At 55.8% G+C, this 19,556-nt stretch carries 19 protein-coding genes and 1 riboswitch; of the genes, 13 read left to right on the plus strand and 6 right to left on the minus strand.

The window, feature by feature from the left end; all coding sequences use genetic code 11:
• Positions 1-34: 34 nt before the first annotated feature.
• Genes IT971_RS19235 through IT971_RS19260 form a run of 6 tightly spaced genes read left to right on the plus strand, consistent with a single transcriptional unit; the run spans position 35 to position 6,229 of the window.
• A complete protein-coding gene (locus IT971_RS19235; protein ID WP_063094287.1) occupies positions 35-967 on the plus strand; it encodes a carbohydrate ABC transporter permease in 933 nt (310 codons plus the stop codon).
• Complete coding sequence (locus IT971_RS19240) at positions 964-1,794, plus strand: carbohydrate ABC transporter permease (RefSeq protein WP_062951245.1); 831 nt, start codon at positions 964-966, stop codon at positions 1,792-1,794. Before IT971_RS19235 ends, IT971_RS19240 begins: the two co-directional genes overlap by 4 nt.
• Before the next feature lie 4 nt (positions 1,795-1,798).
• Entirely contained in the window at positions 1,799-3,421 is a 1,623-nt protein-coding gene (locus IT971_RS19245; protein WP_139189981.1) for a glycoside hydrolase family 43 protein, read from the plus strand.
• Positions 3,414-4,445, plus strand: a complete 1,032-nt coding sequence (locus tag IT971_RS19250) for an ABC transporter ATP-binding protein (RefSeq protein WP_063094285.1) — start codon at positions 3,414-3,416, stop codon at positions 4,443-4,445. The genes IT971_RS19245 and IT971_RS19250 overlap by 8 nt, the downstream gene beginning before the upstream one ends.
• A gap of 15 nt (positions 4,446-4,460) precedes the next feature.
• Positions 4,461-5,570: a Gfo/Idh/MocA family protein gene (locus IT971_RS19255; protein WP_063094283.1), complete on the plus strand. Its 1,110-nt coding sequence runs from the start codon at positions 4,461-4,463 to the stop codon at positions 5,568-5,570.
• A gap of 11 nt (positions 5,571-5,581) precedes the next feature.
• Positions 5,582-6,229: a ThuA domain-containing protein gene (locus IT971_RS19260; RefSeq protein WP_063094281.1), complete on the plus strand. Its 648-nt coding sequence runs from the start codon at positions 5,582-5,584 to the stop codon at positions 6,227-6,229.
• 89 nt (positions 6,230-6,318) lie between these two features.
• On the opposite strand, the gene IT971_RS19265 is transcribed toward IT971_RS19260, so the two are convergent.
• The 3 genes from IT971_RS19265 to IT971_RS19275 all read right to left on the minus strand — a co-directional run bounded on the left by IT971_RS19265 (position 6,319) and on the right by IT971_RS19275 (position 8,271).
• Complete coding sequence (locus tag IT971_RS19265) at positions 6,319-6,639, minus strand: YnfA family protein (protein ID WP_063094279.1); 321 nt, start codon at positions 6,637-6,639, stop codon at positions 6,319-6,321.
• 12 nt (positions 6,640-6,651) lie between these two features.
• Entirely contained in the window at positions 6,652-7,674 is a 1,023-nt protein-coding gene (locus IT971_RS19270; RefSeq protein WP_063094277.1) for an asparaginase, read from the minus strand.
• 111 nt (positions 7,675-7,785) lie between these two features.
• Positions 7,786-8,271, minus strand: coding sequence for an Lrp/AsnC family transcriptional regulator (locus tag IT971_RS19275; protein WP_063094275.1), 486 nt, complete (start codon positions 8,269-8,271; stop codon positions 7,786-7,788).
• Between the two features lie 142 nt (positions 8,272-8,413).
• On the opposite strand from IT971_RS19275, the gene phhA reads away from it, so the two are divergent.
• Positions 8,414-9,304: a phenylalanine 4-monooxygenase gene (gene phhA, locus IT971_RS19280; RefSeq protein WP_063094273.1), complete on the plus strand. Its 891-nt coding sequence runs from the start codon at positions 8,414-8,416 to the stop codon at positions 9,302-9,304.
• Positions 9,305-9,430: 126 nt separating this feature from the next.
• Here the strand turns inward: phhA and IT971_RS19285 are convergent, their stop codons facing one another.
• Positions 9,431-9,853, minus strand: a complete 423-nt coding sequence (locus IT971_RS19285) for a response regulator (protein ID WP_007091698.1) — start codon at positions 9,851-9,853, stop codon at positions 9,431-9,433.
• Between the two features lie 312 nt (positions 9,854-10,165).
• A riboswitch (cobalamin riboswitch) is annotated at positions 10,166-10,266 on the plus strand.
• A 114-nt stretch (positions 10,267-10,380) separates the two neighbouring features.
• Here IT971_RS19285 and IT971_RS19290 point away from each other — a divergent pair.
• The 5 genes from IT971_RS19290 to IT971_RS19310 all read left to right on the plus strand — a co-directional run bounded on the left by IT971_RS19290 (position 10,381) and on the right by IT971_RS19310 (position 17,577).
• On the plus strand, positions 10,381-12,444 hold the full coding sequence (locus IT971_RS19290) for a methylmalonyl-CoA mutase family protein (RefSeq protein ID WP_063094271.1): 2,064 nt from the start codon (positions 10,381-10,383) through the stop codon (positions 12,442-12,444).
• Between the two features lie 2 nt (positions 12,445-12,446).
• Positions 12,447-14,603: a methylmalonyl-CoA mutase gene (gene scpA / locus IT971_RS19295; RefSeq protein WP_063094269.1), complete on the plus strand. Its 2,157-nt coding sequence runs from the start codon at positions 12,447-12,449 to the stop codon at positions 14,601-14,603.
• 16 nt (positions 14,604-14,619) lie between these two features.
• Complete coding sequence (meaB, locus tag IT971_RS19300; RefSeq protein WP_082822628.1) at positions 14,620-15,705, plus strand: methylmalonyl Co-A mutase-associated GTPase MeaB; 1,086 nt, start codon at positions 14,620-14,622, stop codon at positions 15,703-15,705.
• A gap of 103 nt (positions 15,706-15,808) precedes the next feature.
• Positions 15,809-17,113, plus strand: coding sequence for an SDR family oxidoreductase (locus tag IT971_RS19305; RefSeq protein WP_065702158.1), 1,305 nt, complete (start codon positions 15,809-15,811; stop codon positions 17,111-17,113).
• A complete protein-coding gene (locus tag IT971_RS19310; RefSeq protein WP_063094266.1) occupies positions 17,110-17,577 on the plus strand; it encodes a DUF2269 domain-containing protein in 468 nt (155 codons plus the stop codon). The genes IT971_RS19305 and IT971_RS19310 overlap by 4 nt, the downstream gene beginning before the upstream one ends.
• Positions 17,578-17,632: 55 nt before the next feature.
• Here the strand turns inward: IT971_RS19310 and IT971_RS19315 are convergent, their stop codons facing one another.
• Positions 17,633-17,788, minus strand: a complete 156-nt coding sequence (locus IT971_RS19315) for a hypothetical protein (RefSeq protein ID WP_156487990.1) — start codon at positions 17,786-17,788, stop codon at positions 17,633-17,635.
• A 298-nt stretch (positions 17,789-18,086) separates the two neighbouring features.
• A complete protein-coding gene (locus tag IT971_RS19320; protein ID WP_156487991.1) occupies positions 18,087-18,242 on the minus strand; it encodes a hypothetical protein in 156 nt (51 codons plus the stop codon).
• 230 nt (positions 18,243-18,472) lie between these two features.
• Between IT971_RS19320 and IT971_RS19325 the strand changes: the two genes are divergently transcribed.
• Positions 18,473-19,471 (plus strand): tRNA-dihydrouridine synthase, encoded by a 999-nt coding sequence (locus tag IT971_RS19325; RefSeq protein WP_252724159.1) that lies wholly within the window; start codon positions 18,473-18,475, stop codon positions 19,469-19,471.
• The last annotated feature ends 85 nt before the right edge of the window (positions 19,472-19,556 follow it).

Genomic DNA, 19,556 nt, shown 5'->3' on the forward strand with positions numbered 1-19,556 from the left:
CCTTCTCCAATGATACATGCTTCGGAGGCGGCCCATGCCGACCATCCCCCACGCCCCGCCGCACCTTTCGCTGGTCCAGCGCACAAAAAACGTCCTGACCAATGGCAAATTCGCGGCCCTTGTGTTGCTGTTGCCGCCTGCCCTGATCCTGTTCAGCCTGTTTGTCATTCTTCCCCTGCTTCAGTCGGGCTATTTCGCGTTCTTTAACTGGAACGGATATGGCGAACCGACCGACTATGTCGGACTGAAGAATTTCGAACAGATGATCGGACATTCCGTGTTTCATTCGGCGATCTGGAACACGATAAAGATCGTTCTGGTATCGCTTCTGGTGCAGATGCCACTCGCCCTGTTTCTGGCCCTTCTGATCTATAAGAAAACACCGACCAATGCCCTTTTTCGGCTGATCTTCTTTGTGCCCTACATTCTGGCCGAAGTCGCCGCCGGCCTGATCTGGAGCTTCGTTTTCGACGGCCATTACGGCGTCACCGCATCGGTTGGCGAAACCTTCGGGCTTGAACCCTTCTTCATTCTGGCCGATCGCGATTGGGCCTTTGTTGCCGTCATGACCGTGATTGTCTGGAAATATTTCGGCTTCCACATGATGATCTATATCGCCGCCCTGCAAGGCGTACCCCGCGATCTGATCGAAGCCGCCCGCATCGAAGGCGCAAAACCGTTTGATATCGTGCGCTATGTACAGATCCCGCTGATCAAACCTGCCATCATCGTCAGCGCCTTTTTCGCCATCATCGGCGCGCTTCAGGTCTTTGACGTGATCATCCCGCTGACCAATGGTGGCCCATCCAACACCAGCCATACCATTGTCACCTATCTTTACACCTTCGGCCTGACACGTCTGCGCATCGGTTTTGGCAGTGCTATCGGGGTTGTCCTGTTCATCACCGCGGTTGCCGTTGCCATTTTCTATCAACGTGCCGCCATGTCGCCGGGGAAAAAGCCATGACAAGCAAAACCTTCCTGCGCAATCTTCTGCGCGTCACCATACTGTGCGTCATCGCTAGTTTCGTCATCGCACCCCTGCTTGCCACCGCTCTTGGCGGCTTTAAAACAAATGCCGAAATCCGCACCAGCGCCTTTGGCCTGCCCGAAAGCTGGAATTTCGAATTCTATAACGCCATCGTGTCCGATCCGGCTTTCTGGCGATATCTGGGCAATTCGCTGCTGATTTCGGTGTCGGCGGTGATCCTGACCCTTCTGGTCGGGGCGGCTGCGGCCTATGTGTTCGCGCAAATCCGCTTCTTCGGATCGCGGATGCTGTTTTCCTATCTGCTGCTGGGCCTGATGTTCCCGTTTGCAACCGCCATCCTGCCGCTGTTCATTCAGGTGCGCGATATCGGCCTTCTGGATTCCTACTGGTCGGTCATTCTGCCGCAAACCGCCTTCGGGTTGTCGCTGGCAATTCTGCTTTTCCGCACCTTCTTCGAACAGCTCCCGCGTGAACTGTTCGAAGCCGCCTATGTCGATGGCTGTGGCTATATAAGGTTTTTCTGGCGGTTCACCCTGCCGCTTTCCACACCGATCCTCGCCACGGTTGGCGTCTTCGTCTTCGTCCAGAGCTGGAACAACTTCCTGCTGCCTCTGGTCATGCTCAATTCACGCGAAGCCTTCACATGGCCGCTTGGCATGATGCAGTTCCGCGGTGAATTCGTCACCGAATGGAACCGCACCCTGGCCTTCGTCACCCTGACGATCATGCCCGCCATCGTGTTCTTCCTCGCTGCCCAAAAATATATCGTCGCCGGCCTTACCGGTGGTGCTGTCAAAGGTTGATGCCATGTCTGCTGAAATGATCCAGAACCCCATCCTTCCCGGTTTCAACCCGGACCCGTCAATCTGCCGTGTGGGCGATGATTATTACATCGCGACCTCGACCTTCGAATGGTTCCCCGGTGTTCAAATTCATCATTCCCGCGATCTGGTAAACTGGAAACTGATATCGCGTCCGTTAAACCGCAAATCGCAACTCGATATGCGCGGCAACCCGGATTCCGGTGGCATCTGGGCGCCCTGCCTGACCTATGCCGACGGTCTGTTCTGGCTGATTTATACCGACGTCAAACGCAAGGATGGCGCCTTCAAGGATACGCCAAACTATCTTGTCACTGCCCCCGCCATTGATGGCCCGTGGTCTGATCCGATCTATCTCAATGCATCGGGTTTTGATCCGTCGCTGTTCCATGATGATGATGGCCGCAAATGGCTGATCAACATGATCTGGGATCATAATCAGGTGGTCGGTGAACGCTTTGTCGGTATCGCCCTTCAGGAATACGCCACCACCGAACAGAAACTTGTCGGACCGATCCGCAACATCTATCGCGGGACCGATCACCTGTTTACCGAAGGCCCGCATCTTTATCGTCGGGATGGCTATTACTATCTGCTCGTGGCCGAAGGCGGCACTGGCTATAACCACGCCGTGACCATCGCCCGGTCACGTGAACTGACCGGCCCGTATGAAACCGATCCGGCCAAACATATCCTGACCGCCAAGGACAATCCCGAAAACCCGCTGCAACGTGCGGGCCATGCCGATATTGTCGAAACGCAGAATGGTGAATTTTATATGGTGCATCTGTGCAGCCGTCCGCTGCCCGGCACTAAAAGATCACCGCTGGGCCGCGAAACCGCGATCCAGAAACTGATCTGGGAAAAAGGCGAATGGCCCCGTCTGGCCAATGGCACCAACGAGCCTGACCTGACGGTCCCGGCCCCCGATCTTGAACCCCATCCGTTCGAAGCCGAACCGTCGCGTATTGATTTCACACCGGGCGACCTACCTGCCATGTTCCAATGGCTGCGTACCCCCGAACCCGAACATCTGTTCTCGCTGGCCGAACGGCCGGGGCATCTGCGGCTGTTCGGGCGTCAGGCACCCGGGGGCGCATTCGAACATTCCCTTGTGGCCCGTCGCCAGACTGACATCAATTACAGTGCCGAAACCGTTGTCGAATTTACCCCACTGGACTTCCAGCAGATGGCGGGCCTGATGGCGTGGTACAACAGGTTCCAGTACCATTACCTTGCTGTCACCGCCGACGAAGACGGCAATCGCAAGCTCAACATCTATAGCTGCCCGGGCGATTTCCCCTATGCCCGGCTGACCTACCCGCTGCCGGCGTCTATCGACCTTCCAAAGGACGGTGTCATCCGCCTTGGCGTCGATGTGAACGGGCCGGAATTGCGGTTCCGCTATGCCCTGCCGGGTGGGGACTGGACCATGATTGATGCGGTCCTCGATCACACCGCCCTGTCTGACGAAGCCGGAAGCGGCGAAGGCACGAACTTCACCGGTGCCTTTATCGGCATGGCCGCCCATGACAATAGCGGCCGCGGTGTTCACGCCGATTTTGCTCATTTCATCTATAAAGCCAACGGGGAAAGCAACAATGGCTGACGTTCATCTCAGACATATCAATAAATGCTTCGGCCCCATCGAAGTCATCCCTGATATCGAACTCGAAATCCCGCATGGCTCCTTTACCGTTCTGGTCGGGCCATCGGGCTGCGGCAAATCGACCCTGCTTCGCATGATTGCCGGTCTGGAAAAACCGACATCCGGGACGATTGAAATCGGCGGCACTGACGTCACCGGTTTCGAACCATCCAACAGGGGCATTTCGATGGTGTTCCAATCCTATGCGCTTTATCCGCATATGACGGTGGCACAGAATATCGATTTTGGCCTGCGTCTGATGAAAATGCCCGCCGCAGAGCGCGAAGAACGCGTCAGGGATGCTGCCAAACGCCTGCATCTTGAACCTTTGCTGGATCGCAAACCTTCCGAACTTTCCGGCGGGCAACGTCAACGCGTTGCCATCGGGCGGTCGATTGTGCGCAATCCCAAGGTCTTCCTGTTTGATGAACCGCTTTCAAACCTTGATGCCGCCCTGCGGACCCAGATGCGTGTCGAACTGGCCGAACTGCACCAATCCATCGGTGCCACCATGGTTTATGTCACCCACGATCAGGTCGAAGCCATGACACTGGCCGATCAGATCGTGGTCATGAATGGCGGTCGCATCGAACAGGTCGGCCCGCCGATGGAACTTTACGACAATCCGCAAACCGAATTTGTCGCCGCCTTCATCGGGTCACCGAAAATGAACCTGCTGCCCGGTCAGGCCATTGGCCACGATGACATCAAATCGGTCGGCATCCGCCCCGAACATCTCGAAGTTCATCTCGATAACGGCAAATGGCCGGCAAAGGTCGGGGTGATTGAAAATCTTGGCAGCGACACGGTCGTCTATATGGAAACCGATGATTTCGGGCCCGTTACCGTGCGCCTGCCCGGCCATCACCCCTTGCGCACCGGGGATCGTGTTTTCCTGACCCCGGATGAAAAGCACCTGCATCTGTTTGGCAAGGATGGCCGCAAAATCCACGCCAAAGACGCACTTTCTGCGCCCGCCACCTGAACGGAAAAACTCGTTATGACAGCATCATCACTTGGCGTTGGTATCATCGGATGCGGTGTAATCAGCGAAATATACCTTAAACGTGCCCAAACCTTCCCGCAGATCGACGTCAAGGCCGTCGCCGACCTGAACCCGAATGCGGCGCGCATCCGCGCCGAGGCATTCAACGTCGATGCCCTGACCGTCGATGCCCTTCTGGCCCGCGATGACATTGATATCATCCTGAATCTGACGATCCCGGCCGCTCATATGGATGTCAGCATGGCGGCGGTAAATGCCGGCAAACATGTCTATTCCGAAAAACCGCTAACCGGCACAGCCGCCGATGCCCGTGCCCTGCTCTCGCTCGCGGCCCAAAGAGGTGTGCGGGTCGGCTGCGCGCCCGATACCTTCCTTGGCGGCAGTCACCAGACCGCACGCGCCCTGATTGATCAGGGCAAAATCGGCACTCCCCTGGCCGGGACCGCTACCTTGATGCTGCCCGGTCACGAACGCTGGCATCCCAACCCGGATTTCTACTATGTGCGGGATGGCGGCGGTCCGCTGCTCGATATGGGACCTTATTACATCACCGCGATGGTCAATATGCTGGGTCCGGTATCGCGTGTTTCGGGCATGGGGCGAAGCAGTCGCACCACCCGCGTCATTGAATCCGGCCCCCGCAAGGGGCAGGAAATTCCCGTCACCACGCCAACCCATATTACCGGTGTCATGGAATTTACCAGCGGCGCACTGGTTCAGATCACCACCAGCTTCGATGTCGAGGCACACCGCCACACCCCGCTTGAAGTCTATGGCAGCGAAGGCACCCTGCTTGTCCCCGATCCCAACCGCTTTGATGGCACCGTCGCACTCTATCGCCGTGGCGAAGACTGGCAGGACATGCCAATGACGCATGGCTATGGCGATGACAATTATCGCGGGATCGGCATCGCCGATATGGCCGATGCCATTCTCAATAATCGTCCGCACCGTGCCAGTGGCAAACTCGCCCTGCATGTTCTTGACGTGATGGAAAGCCTCCTGACCGCCACCCTCGAACAACGCACCATCGCCATCCAAAGCCATTGTGACCGACCCGACGGGCTCGCACCAAACCTGTCCGTCGGCCAAATTCACGCATAAAGGATAAATCCATGCCCCAGAAATCAGCCCTCATCTTCTATGGCGGATGGGAAGGACACGAACCCGAAGCCTGCGCCAAAGTTATCGACACCATGCTGCGCAACGAAAACTTCAACACCGAACGGGTCGAAGGCACAGACTGCCTTGCACGCGAAGACCTTGATCGGTTTGATCTGATTGTGCCTCTCTGCACCCAGACGACGGTTGAAAAGGATGCACTCGACAATCTGGTTGCCGCCATTGCTGCCGGAACCGGGCTTGGCGGTTTTCATGGTGGCATGGGCGATACGTTCCGTATGGAACCGGCCTATCAATTCATGGTCGGCGGGCAATGGGTCGCCCATCCGGGCAATATCATTGATTACCGCGTCAACATTACCAAACCCGATGATCCCGTTGTCGAAGGCATCGGCGATTTCGATTACCATTCCGAACAATATTACATGCATATCGACCCGGCGATTGATGTGCTGGCCGAAACCACCTTCACCGGCGAACATGCCGCTTGGATTGACGGCGTAAAAATGCCGGTGGTCTGGAAACACCGCTATGGCAAGGCACGGGTCTTTTTCTCGGCCCTTGGTCACGTTGCCGACGAATTCAAAGTGCCCCAGATGTACGAAATTGTCCGTCGCGGCCTGATTTGGGCGGCACGCTAAGCCCCGCCACCACGCATTGACAAAAACCACACCCGTTGATTTTCGGGTGTGGTCTTTGCATTTGATGACACTGTCAAAAAATCGCCTGCCTATCGCGGCGCAAACAGGATAATCCCCGCACCAATCAAACAGACCGCAACCCCGGTCATGTCCCATCGGTCGGGCATTTTGCCCTCAACCAGCCATAACCAGCCCACCGACGCGACGATATAAATCCCGCCATAGGCCGCATAGGCCCGACCGGCAAAATCGCTTTCAACCTTGGTCAGCAACCAGGCAAACGCGATCAGCGATAAAATCCCCGGCACGATCCAAAGCGCGGACTTGCCAAGTCGAAGCCACGCCCAGAATGCAAAGCATCCGGCGATTTCGGCAATTGCTGCACCGGCATAGGCCACAATGCTGTGCATCTTTCCCCCAAATCAGAATGCCGGACGCAAATCCCCGGCATATTTGCCCGCCCAGTTGGTCAGAACCGGCGTCAGATATTGCTTGAGCGTCTCGGCACGGGCATCGTCAATCACGCCATGCTGGCGCAATATCGCGCCCATCGCAACCTCGGCCCCGCGCTGGGTGCCATCATCGATCTTAAGCGCAACGCCAAGTCCCTGTTTGGGGAATGCTGCGCAATAAACGCCTTCGGCCCCGACCTTGACCAGCGCATCCTCGCCGCACACTTCCATGATCCCGGTGCAAAAACGCCCGGTGCCCGCCACCATGAACGGGGCTTGCGCACATCCCTTGCGGATGCGTTTGATCGCTTCAATACGTTTCGGTGCCAATCCGCTTGGATCAGCCATGCGCGCCATGGCAAGGCCAAGGTCACGCAACCGCATCCCGATCACCGGAATGCCGCATCCATCAATACCGCGTGGCGTGGACGACAGATCGCAATCGCCCATTTCTTCCAGAATTCTGATCAGGCGCTGCTGAACCGGATGGGCTTCCTCGATATAACCTTCGGGATCATCGCCCAGATGCTGCGCGGTCGTCAGGAACCCGCAATGCTTGCCCGAACAATTGTTATGCGCTTTTGAAAGCTTCACATGATCAGACGCCTGCTTGATCGCCGCATTCAGGCTTAGCGAATAATGCGGCGCACAGGCCAGCGTATCGACGGATAATCCGATTTTCTCAAGCCATGCGGCAACGGTCTTGGCATGTTCTTCCTCGCCATTATGCGACGAACAGGCCAGCGCGATATGTTTGTCCTCAAGCCCGAAGGCATCCGCCGCCCCGCTTTCAAGCAGCGGGATCGCCAGCAACGGCTTGATCGCGGATCGCGGATACATCAACGCGTCAATATCGCCCCCTTCGGCAACCACCGTGCCATCGGCCTTCATCACGACATACCGCCCGCGATGGAAACTTTCGACCATCCCGCCACGCGTGGCTTCGACAAGAATCGGATTGGCAGCAATCTGGTTGGCAGAATTGGCAGACATCTTCGGGCTCTCCATGACCGGGGCGCATTCAAAACAGGATCAAACCTATGCCCGAAATCACCCCAAAAAAGCAAGCATCACCCGTGATGCGGTGCAGCGCGATCAAAACGATCACCCACCCGCCAGATGACCAACCGGAATGGCCGTCTGGTTCTTGTATTCCTTCAGCACAAGGCTTGACTGCACATCACGTACATTGGGCATGGATAACAGCTTGTGCGTCACGAAATCCCCGAAGCTTTCAATATCGCGCGCCAGCGCGACCAAAAGGAAATCCTGCCGCCCGGTCATCGCCCAACAGGACATGATTTGCGGCAGGTCGTTCATCGCCTTGGCAAAATCCTCGGCCCCTTCTTCGGTGTGGCGTTGCAGGCGGACCTGAATGGTTGCCAGCACGCCAAGCCCTGCCTTCTTGCGGTCCAGCAACGCCACCGTCTGGCGGATGATGCCCGATGCCTCAAGCTGCTTGACCCGGCGCAGGCAGGGCGATGGGGACATGCCGACCTTTTCGGCCAGCTGCACATTGCTGATCGATGCGTCGTGCTGAAGGATTTGCAGGATTTTGATATCGGTTGGGCTCAACAGCACATCGGTCATTTTTCGCCCTCAAAATGGTTTATGCGGTCACATCTGATCAACCATAACGCATTTTGATCCCTATATCGCGCGAAAATGACATTTGAATTGATGTAAAATGGTCCGTGCAGAAAATCTCATCAGGGAGCAAACGAGGACCGTCATGGACCAGAACAAAAATCTGCGCGGCGACTACAGCCACATCAATGATGACTACACCGTAGCCCAGGACTGGGCATCCTATTCCGCCGCCGAACATGACCTTTGGCGGAAACTTTATGCCCGCCAGAAGGCGATCCTGCCGGGCTATGCCGCCCCCGATTACATCCGCAATCTTGAAAAACTTGATGCCGCCGATGAAATTCCGCATTTCGGCCGGGTTAGTGAGAAGCTCCATGCCGCCACCGGCTGGCACCTTGTCGCGGTGCCGGGGCTGGTGCCCGATGATGTGTTTTTCGATCATCTCGCCAACCGGCGTTTCCCGGTGACCGTCTGGCTGCGCAAGCCCGAGGAAATCGACTATCTCGTCGAACCCGACATCTTCCATGACTTCTTTGGTCATGTGCCGATGCTCTATGATCCGGTCTTTGCCGATTATCTGGCGGCTTATGGTGCCAAGGGCCCCGAAGCCATTGCCAAAGGCGGGCTCAAGAAACTTGCCCGGATGTACTGGTACATGGTCGAGTTTGGCCTGATCATGACCGAACACGGATTGCGCGCCTATGGCGCGGGCATGCTGTCATCGCAAACGGAAACCATCTATTCCGTCACCGATCCAACCCCCAACCGGGTGGCGTTTGACCTCGAACGGGTGATGGCAACTGACTATGCCATCGATGATTTCCAGAAAACCTATTTCGTGCTGACCGACTATCAGCAGCTTTTCGATGCGATGGATGCCGATTTTGCGGCCATCTATGACCGCCTCACCCACCGCCCGGCGATTGATCCGTCGGTCACACTTGCCGGTGATCAGCTTTATCATGTCCACGGGGACGAAAACCACACGATCACCATGCCATCAGGTGATCCGGCGCAACTTCGCCACGCCTGAGATGGCATTTAAATAGTATGATATGAGGAATACAAAAAATCGGGTCCAACGGCATTTTTTGCCAAAAGACCCGATTTTTTGATTTTTCACTGAAAATGAAAAATATGGACGATTACCAAAAATAGTTCAGCAATGGCTCATGGATTTATCAAGCGCCCGGTTAAGCTGCTCGATCACCACCATCGGGCTGGCATCCTTGCTGATAAAGTCCGCCGCGCCAAGGGCATCGGCCTGGGCCCGCGTATCGGCATCATAATGGGCCGAGAAGAACAGAACCGGCACTTCAACCGCATTCGGATAGCGGCGTCGAATCTCGCAAAAGGCTTCAAACCCGCTCATCCCGGGCATTTCAAGATCCAGAATGATCGCCCGCGGATAAAGACCGTCCAGCTGGTCGATCAGATCGTCGGCACAGTCAAACCCTGCCACGTCATAGCCGGCACGGCGCAAAACGGTTTCAAGAGCCGCCTTGGCGCTGGGGCTGTCGTCGGCAAACACCACCAGACCGTCATTCATTGGTCGGGGCGGCACGGCGCTAAGCGCATTCATGGATGGCAATACTCCGAGATTTGGGACAGCGCCAATCTGGCAGACGAAAATGTCAAATTGGTTAAACCCCGCAATTTTTCCCAGAAACCATCATAATCCGGCCAAAGTATAATGGCAGCGGCACGCCATGAATATCCGTTCATCAATCTCGTCCTTGGCAGAAAACAACCACTTTTCAGAAGGATAACGTTACGGAATGCTGATGGATGATCGCAACATTGATCTAAATAGGTATTTCCATGCCTATTTACGTAATTATGGGCGGGTGCTATAAACACCGCCATGTCGCAGATGCGATATGAAACATTCTTTCGGGAATATCGGTGCGGTCCGGCGCATGTCCGCGATCAAGGCCGAAGCTGCCCTCGCAACTGTAACTGCGCCGTTTTTGGCGGCGCATAAGCCAGATACCGAAAGATGGCTCTTGTTTCTGCCGGACCGGGCGGGGTGTACCGGGCGGAGGGAATCCGTTGTAAAATAGATATCGGCCCAGATCCGAAAAGATCCGACCGCGACCGGGAGAGAGCATGACAGACCCGTTAAAGCTGGCCTCAGAGTTTCCAGCCGCCGATTATGCAAGCTGGCGTCAACTGGCGGAATCCGGCCTGAAAGGCGCATCCTTTGACAGGAAACTGGTCACAAGGATGCTTGACGGTTTCGCGATGCAGCCGCTTTACACCAACGACGATCAGGACGACGCAACCCGCCTGATCCATCAGGTCCTGTGTGCCGCCGTCGATGCCAAGGACGCCGCCAGCGGCTGGGACATCCGCCAGCTTCATGCCCATCCCGATCCCAAATCGGTCAATGCCGCGATTCTCGACGATCTGGAAAACGGCGCAACGTCGGTTCTGCTACGCTTGGATGCCGCCGCACGCACGGGGGCGGATGTCACATCGGGCGATGCTGGCATTGACGGCATTGCCATTCACTGCCTTGCCGATCTCGATGCCACACTTGACGATGTCTATACCAACCTTGCCACCGTCGCACTTGATGCCGGTGCCGCCGCAATTCCGGCCGCCGCCCTTTTGGCCGCGCGCCTTGAAAAGGATGGGCAAAACAGCGCCGACGCGGATGACGATTTTGCAAGCGACGCCGCACCAGCCTTTAACATCGATCCGATTGGCACATTGGCAGCAACAGGGTGCCTTCCGGTTTCCGCCGATGATGCGATCAAAAAGGCCGCCGATATTGCCGCCGATCTGATCGACCGTTTTCCTCATGCCACCGCCATCACCGTCAATGGCGCGCCGTTCTATAATGCCGGTGCAACCGATGGGCAGGAACTTGCCTACCTGCTGGCAGGTGGTGTGACCTACCTTCGCGCGCTGACCGATACCGGCATGGTGATTGATCAGGCGGCAGGCGCGATTGCGTTCAATGTGGCGGTTGGCACCGATTTCTTTGCCGGGATTGCCAAGCTGCGCGCGCTTCGCCTGATGTGGAGCCGGGTTCTTTCGGCATCGGGTGTCGATGATGCCACCATCACGATCAATGCCATATCGGCCGAAATGTCGCTGTCGAAGGTTGATCCGTGGGTCAATATGCTGCGCACCACCGTCACCAGCCTGAGCGCCGGTCTGGGCGGTGCCGATAGCGTTATATGCCTGCCCTATGATCATCTGATCGGCCTGTCTGATGGCTTTGCACGCCGCATTGCGCGCAACACCCAACTGATCCTGCAGGAAGAAAGCAACGTTCATCGTGTGATCGACCCGGCAGGCGGTTCATGGTTCATCGAAAACCTGACCCGCGAACTGGCATCCAATGCCTGGGGCCGGTTCCAGTCACTTGAAGCCAAGGGCGGCATTATCAAGGCACTTGCCGACGGGTCCCTGCAAAAAGAGATTTCGGAAATCTGGCAGAACCGCGCAAACCGCGTTGCCACCCGGCGCGATCCCCTGACCGGGGTGTCGGAATTCCCCAACATCACAGAGGCCAAAGTCACCTGCGATGCGCAAGACCTGACGACAATCCGCAAGGAAGCCAAAGCCCGCCAGACCGGGTTTAAGGATGCAATCGGCATCAGCCTTGAGGATCTGATCACGGCGGCCAAATCCGGTGCCACCATCGCACAGATGTATGAAGCCCTTTATGGCAAGGCCGCGGGCACAACCATCGATCCGCTGCCAACCCATCGTCTTTCGGAAAGCTTCGAAACCCTGCGGGATCGTGCCGATGCCCACAAGGCATCAACCGGCAAATTTCCGCAAATCTTTCTGGCCAATCTGGGCCCGGTTGCCAAACATACCGCGCGCGCCATGTTTGCCCGAAACTTCTTCGAAGCTGGCGGGATTGAGGCGATCCTCAATAACGGCTTTGCCGATGCCAGCGAAACCGCCAAGGCATTTGTTGAAAGTGGTGCCAAAATCGCAGTCATTTGCGGATCGGACCCGCAATATGCCGACATGGCCGCCGATATTGCCAAAGCCCTTAAACAGGCCGAGGCGACCCGCATTTACCTTGCCGGGCATCCCGGCGATGCGAGGGCCGATTACGAGGCGGCCGGTATCGATGATTTCATATTTATCGGGGCGGATGTTCTTGCGATCTGCGAGACGGCCCTTTCACATCTGGGGGTAAAATAACCATGACCCGGATTCCGGACTTTTCCGATCTGCCGCTGTTTGATGGCGCAACTTCCGGCCCGACCAGCCCGGTCAATACAGCACCCTGGACCACGCCCGAAGGCATTGATGTCAAGGCCGTCTTTGGCGCGGATGATCTGGCAGGGCTTGATCATCTCAACACCATGCCGGGCATGCCGCCCTTCCTGCGCGGCCCCTATCCGACCATGTATGTCCAGCAACCCTGGACGATCCGGCAATATGCCGGTTTTTCGACCGCCGAAGAATCCAACGCGTTTTATCGCCGCAACCTTGCCGCCGGGCAAAAGGGCCTGTCGATTGCCTTCGACCTTGCCACCCATCGCGGCTATGACAGCGACCATCCGCGGGTAACCGGCGATGTCGGCATGGCCGGTGTGGCAATTGACAGCATCTATGACATGCGGACCCTTTTTGATGGCATTCCGCTCGATCAGATGTCGGTATCCATGACCATGAATGGCGCGGTTCTGCCGGTGATGGCGCTTTATATCGCGGCTGCCGAAGAACAGGGTGTGAAGCATGAACAGCTTTCAGGCACCATTCAGAATGACATTCTGAAGGAATTCATGGTCCGCAATACCTATATCTATCCGCCGAAACCCTCGATGCGGATCATTTCGGACATCTTTGCCTTTACCTCGCAAAACATGCCGAAATTCAATTCGATCTCGATTTCCGGCTACCACATGCAGGAAGCCGGGGCGACCGCGGACCTTGAACTGGCCTATACCCTGGCCGATGGCATCGAATATGCCCGTGCCGGTCAGGCTGCTGGTCTTCCGATTGATAAATTCGCGCCGCGTCTGTCGTTCTTCTGGGCGATTGGCATGAATTTCTTTATGGAAATCGCCAAAATGCGCGCCGCCCGCATGATCTGGGCCAAGCTGATCAAACAGTTCGATCCGCAGAGCCCCAAATCGCTTTCATTGCGCACGCACAGCCAGACATCGGGCTGGTCACTGACAGCACAGGATGTCTTTAACAACGTCATCCGCACCTGTGTCGAGGCGATGGCATCAACCCAAGGCCACACGCAGTCGCTGCATACCAACGCCCTTGACGAAGCATTGGCCCTGCCGACCGATTTTTCGGCGCGCATTGCGCGTAACACGCAGCTTTTCCTGCAACAGGAAAGCGGCACGACCAAGGTCATCGATCCGTGGGGCGGGTCCTATTATGTTGAACGTCTGACGCGTGATCTGGCGGAAAAGGCATGGGCCCATATTCTTGAGGTCGAAGAACAGGGCGGCATGGCCAAGGCGATTGAAGCCGGCATTCCGAAAATGCGCATCGAAGAAGCAGCTGCCCGCACGCAAGCCCGCATCGATAGCGGCCGTCAGACATTGGTCGGCGTGAACAAATACCGCGCGACCGATGATCGCCCGGTCGATGTTTTGCAGGTCGATAACGCCGAGGTCCGCCGTCAGCAGATCGCCAAGCTGGAACGTCTGCGCGCCGAACGCAACAATGCGGATGTTGAAAGCGCCCTTACCGCCCTGACCAATGCCGCCGATCAGGGGAATGGCAACCTTCTTGATCTTGCCGTGCAGGCCGCCCGGTCGAAATGCACGGTGGGCGAGATTTCCGACGCGCTTGAAAAGGTTTATGGCCGTCATCAAGCCGTGATCCGGTCGATTTCGGGGGTCTATAAAACCGAAGTCGGTGCCGATAACGAAGCATTGGCCAAAGTCGACCGGCTGGTAAACGAGTTCGAACAATCCGAAGGCCGCCGCCCGCGCATCCTGATTGCCAAGATGGGGCAGGACGGGCATGACCGCGGCCAGAAAGTCATCGCAACCGCCTTTGCCGATCTTGGCTTTGACGTCGATATCGGCCCGCTGTTCCAGACACCCGAAGAAGCCGCCCGGCAGGCGGTTGAAAACGATGTCCATATCGTCGGTGCCAGTTCTCTTGCCGCCGGTCACCTGACACTTGTGCCGCAGCTTCGTGCGGAGTTGGACAAGCTTGGCCGCGAAGACATCATGATCGTTGCCGGTGGTGTTATCCCACCGCAGGACTTTGACAAACTTTACGAAGCCGGGGCAGAGGCGATTTTCCCGCCCGGAACCGTGATTGCCGAAGCGGCCTGTGACCTGTTAGAAAAGCTGAAGGAATCAACGTCCGAGGAAGCGGCCTGATTGTGAAGGCGAGATCGTGACAGAAACCGCGCCAAAGAGTGCGCCCCAAAATGCACCGGAAACACTGCGCACCGTATCGGGCGGCCCCAAGGGCCAGCCCCGCAAAACGGTGCGCAGGCGGGTTCTTTCAACCGACGAGATTGTCGATGGCATTCTGGCTGGCGACCGCACCATTCTGTCACGCGCGATCACGCTGGTCGAAAGCCGCAATGCCAGACATTTTGATCAGGCGCAGGACGTTCTTTCGCGCCTGATGCCCCATACCGGCGGATCACAGCGGATCGGCATTACCGGTGTGCCGGGTGTCGGCAAATCCACCTTTATCGAGGCCTTTGGCAAAAACCTGACCAAGGCGGGGAAAAAGGTCGCCGTGCTGGCGGTTGACCCGACAAGTGCGCGGTCAGGTGGTTCGATCCTGGGTGACAAGACCCGGATGAATGAACTTTCAATCGATCCGAATGCCTATATCCGCCCATCGCCCAGCAGCGGCTATCTCGGCGGGGTCAATCGCATGACCCGCGAAACCATTTTGCTGTGCGAGGCGGCCGGTTTTGACGTGGTTCTGGTCGAAACCGTCGGGGCCGGTCAAAGCGAAACCATGGTCGCCCAGATGACCGATTTCTTTCTGGTCCTGATGCTGCCCGGTGCCGGGGACGAATTGCAGGGGATCAAGAAAGGCGTTCTTGAAATCGCCGATCTGATCGCGGTCAACAAGGCCGATGCAGACCCGGCCAAGGCCCGCGAAGCCAAACGCGAATATTCATCCGCCCTTCGCATCCTGCAACCCAGCAGCCATCATTGGCGACCGCAATCGATCATGGTTTCCGCCCTGATCAATGACGGCCTTGATCAGGTCTGGGATTTGATCAACCAGCACCGCACCATCATGGAAAACGAAGGCGAGTTCACTGCGAAACGGGCGCGTCAGCAACGCGACTGGATGTGGACCATGCTGCGTGACCGTTTGCTTGAAACCTTTACCGCCCGCGAAGATGTCGCCGGACGCCTCAAAGCCCTAGAAGCCGATGTTCTGGCCGGGTCAACCAACCCGACCGCCGCGGTCGAGGAAATGCTTGGGCTGATCAAGACACCACATGCTTGAAATAGTCGGCAATTAGTCATTTATTTCAGTGCCTTCAAATCGCCCCGCGTGTAAAAGAAACGCTTAACACACTCCGCATGATTTCATTTGTATGAAGACACTGATGCAATCACAAAAGACTGTATACGTGCTTGGCGGTTATGGCCTGATCGGTTCCGCCTGTATCAGAGCCCTTGTAAGAGACGGCTTTTCCGTTGTTGGAATTGGCCGGTCGATAGACAAGGGAAAGCAATCCAATCCGGCGATAGAATGGCGAGAAATCAATATTTCCACTGCCAGCACCCAAGATTGGCGGGAATTGCTGTCCAATGCCGACATCATCGTCAATGCCGCAGGCGCACTGCAAAATGGCGCGCGTGACAACCTGATTGCGATTCATGAAACATCCATTGCCAGAATCACGGAAGCGATTGGAGATTCTGGCAAAAAATTCATTCAGATATCAGCCGTTGGTGCAGACATTCAGGCATCAACAGATTTCATGCGCACCAAAGCCCGCGGCGACCAGATCATCATGCAATCCAAACTGGAATGGTATGTGTTGCGCCCCAGTCTGGTGATCGCTCGTGACGCATATGGCGGCACGGCACTTCTACGCGCAGCATCGGCATTTCCCATCGTCAATATGCGCATCTTTCCTGAAGTCCCGGTTCAAATCGTCTCTGTTGACGATGTTGCAGATGCCGTGGTTCAGGCAGCGTCAGGATCAATACGGCCAAAACTGCTGACCGATATTACAGCGGACGAGTGTTATGCGTTTGATCAATTGAAGACAAGAATCCGCAAATGGCTCGGCTTCCCGGACTGGCGATACCGTTTTGATTTTCCGCCCTTCCTGTTAAAAGCCATTGGCGCGTTTGCCGATATTCTGGGGTGGTTTGGCTGGCGATCCCCGCTGCGTAGCAATGCTCTTGCCGTACTCGATACAGGCATCACAGGCAATTCGAGTTCGTGGATTTCAAATGGTGGCAGGCCATGCCAACCCCTTGAACAGGTACTTGATACGATGCCTGCAACCATTCAGGAACGCTGGTTTTCTCGTATCTATCTGTTGGTTCCTTTTTCTATCGCGATCTTGTCACTGTTTTGGATTTCGTCAGGCTTGATCGGGTTTTATGCGCAGCAAAATGCGCAAAACCTGCTGATTTCGCGTGGCGTTGAACCTTCCCTTGCGCACCTGTTTGTTTTTGGCGGTTCAGTCGCCGACCTTTTGCTTGGCCTATGCGCCCTTGCAAAAAGGACCTGCAAAAGCGCCTGCCTTGCAATGATAGGTTTATCGCTGTGTTACGTGTTTGGCAGTATCGTTATAGCACCCGACCTTTGGCTTGATCCAATGGGACCCATGATAAAAGTATTTCCGGGGATTGCCCTTTCCATGATCACACTGGCGGTTCTAAACGAAAGATGATTTACGAAATCGTTTTGTTCCTGCACGTTATCGGGGCGTTTGTTCTGTTTGGAACCGGTGCGGGAATAGCTTTCTTCTTCGTGATTTCAAACCGTTCAGGAAATCCCGCATTCATCGCGCATACAGCTGGCACTGTTGTTCTGGCAGATGGTATTTTCACCGCAACAGCAGCAGTCGCCCAACCCATTTCGGGTTATATCCTGACGCAGCTCGTTGGCTGGGAGCCGAGCGAAGGGTGGATTGCGCTGTCTTTGGGATTATACGTGTTTGTCGGGCTATTCTGGCTTCCTGTCGTCTGGATTCAAATCAAACTCCGTGATTTGGCAAGAATTGCAGATTCCGAACAAATTCCCTTACAACCAGCCTATCGCCGTCTTTATCGCGTTTGGTTCGCCTTTGGGTTTCCCGCATTTTTCGCGGTTCTGGCGATCATTTGGCTTATGCTGACCAAGCCTTCTTTCTGATAAAAAGGCCGCGCAAAAGCGCGACCTTTGATCGGATAGCTCATCGCAGCAGGTCTTATTTCTTTTCGCCAGCTGCTTCGAGTTTTGCCTTAAGAATTTTCAGCTTTTCGACGGCTTCATTGATTTCGGTGTCGAGATGCGCCAGGTCTTCACGCTTGTCACGCGGCATGGCTTCGATCTCGTTCAAAGCTTTTTCGATGATATAAAGCAAATTCTGTCCTCCGTTATTGGCTGCCGGTTATATGACAGCTCGAAATCTCTTTGTCTTAAGCAGGCCGCAATTCGGCCTGTCATAATCGCCGCTGTCATAGCCCGGTTTGCTATCAGTCCCCATGATCCTGATCAACAATCCGGTCAAACCGGGTCAACGGCTTATGGGTGGCGCACCCGTTTTAGTGCGCACCAATGAGCCGCCCGGATCGTATGCCGGACCCGCAAGTTATTCTACCCAAAACAGGGGTAAAGAAACAGGGATACAAGACAATGTCTGGTGAAAAAAGACCGGCAGGCTAGCCGTTGGTGGCAGGCTGTTCGAGTTTGTCTTTGAGGATTTTCAGATTTTGCGCCGTTGATTTCATCACGGTTTCAAGACGTGACAGTTTTTCACGGGCATCGCGCGATACGGCTTCGACTTCGTCCAGCGCACTTTCGATGACATACAGCATTTCCACACTCTCCTGCCCGAACCATTCGTTCGGGTCGTTTTATTGTGATTGACCTTATGAAGGTGGGCGGGAAATTCGCTGAAACCTTGTCGGAAATAAGCCAAATTGGCCTTAATTCGCCGATCCTGCTGTTGGCAGGGCAAACCTGATCTGTGATTTTTGACCGGCATGATGTTGCGGTTTGTGTTAAAAGCCGCGCACTTGATTTCATGAAACGGGATAATCGGCACATGACGCATCTGGTGCTTGCACCAATGGAAGGACTGGTCGACTGGCGCGTTCGGCAGTTGCTGAGCGCGACGGGCGGGTTTGACCTGTGCGTGACCGAGTTTATCCGTGTGTCGCAAAACCTGTTTCCGGCCCATGTGTTTTACCGTTACTGCCCCGAATTGCTTCAGGGCGGCAAAACGGCATCGGGCACGCCGGTTCTGGTGCAGTTGATGGGGCATGATCCCGAACTGATGGGGGAAAATGCCGCCTTTGTCGCATCCCTTGGCGCGCCGGGGATCGATATCAATTTCGGCTGCCCGTCCAAAACGGTGAATAAACGCGAAGCCGGTGCATCGCTTTTGAAATGCCCCGACAACCTTTTTAACATTGTTTCGGCCGTGCGCCGGGCGGTTCCCGATCATATCCCGGTCAGTGCAAAAATCCGTCTGGGTTATGCCGACAAGGAACTGTTTCTGGACCATTCGTGCGCGGTTGAGGCCGCCGGTGCCCAGCACCTGACAGTGCATGCGCGCACCAAGCTGGAAGGATATAAACCACCCGCACATTGGGAATATCTGGCGCGCATCCGCGACGCCATTTCAATCCCGATGACGGCCAATGGCGAAATCTGGACGGTCGAGGATTACGCGAAATGCCGGGATATTTCCGGCTGCACATCCTTCATGCTGGGCCGCGGGGCGATTGCCGCCCCGGATATCGCCAATCGGATCAAGGCGTTTGAGACCGGTCAGAATCTTGAAAAGCAAAGCTGGTCCGATGTCCTGACGATGCTTTTGACCTATATCGATCTGATGAATGCCGATGACACTACCGAAAACCATCAGGCCGGGCGCATCAAGCAATGGGTGGCGATGATCCGCAAGGGGCATGAACAGGCCGCCGATTGCTTTGACGAGATCAAGCGCATTCGCGACATTCACGAGCTTCGCGCCAAACTGACCATAGACCGCGATAACCCGGAAAATCAGCGGCCAAATGTTCCGATTGCCGCCGAATAGCCGGTAAAGACAGACAATCAAAAGAAAAGGCAGCATGGTTGGCTGCCTTTGTCATTTCCGGGTCAGGTGATCCAAACGATCCGCG

Source organism: Thalassospira sp. B30-1 (assembly GCF_015767575.1).
Taxonomy (GTDB): Bacteria; Pseudomonadota; Alphaproteobacteria; order Rhodospirillales; family Thalassospiraceae; genus Thalassospira; species Thalassospira xiamenensis.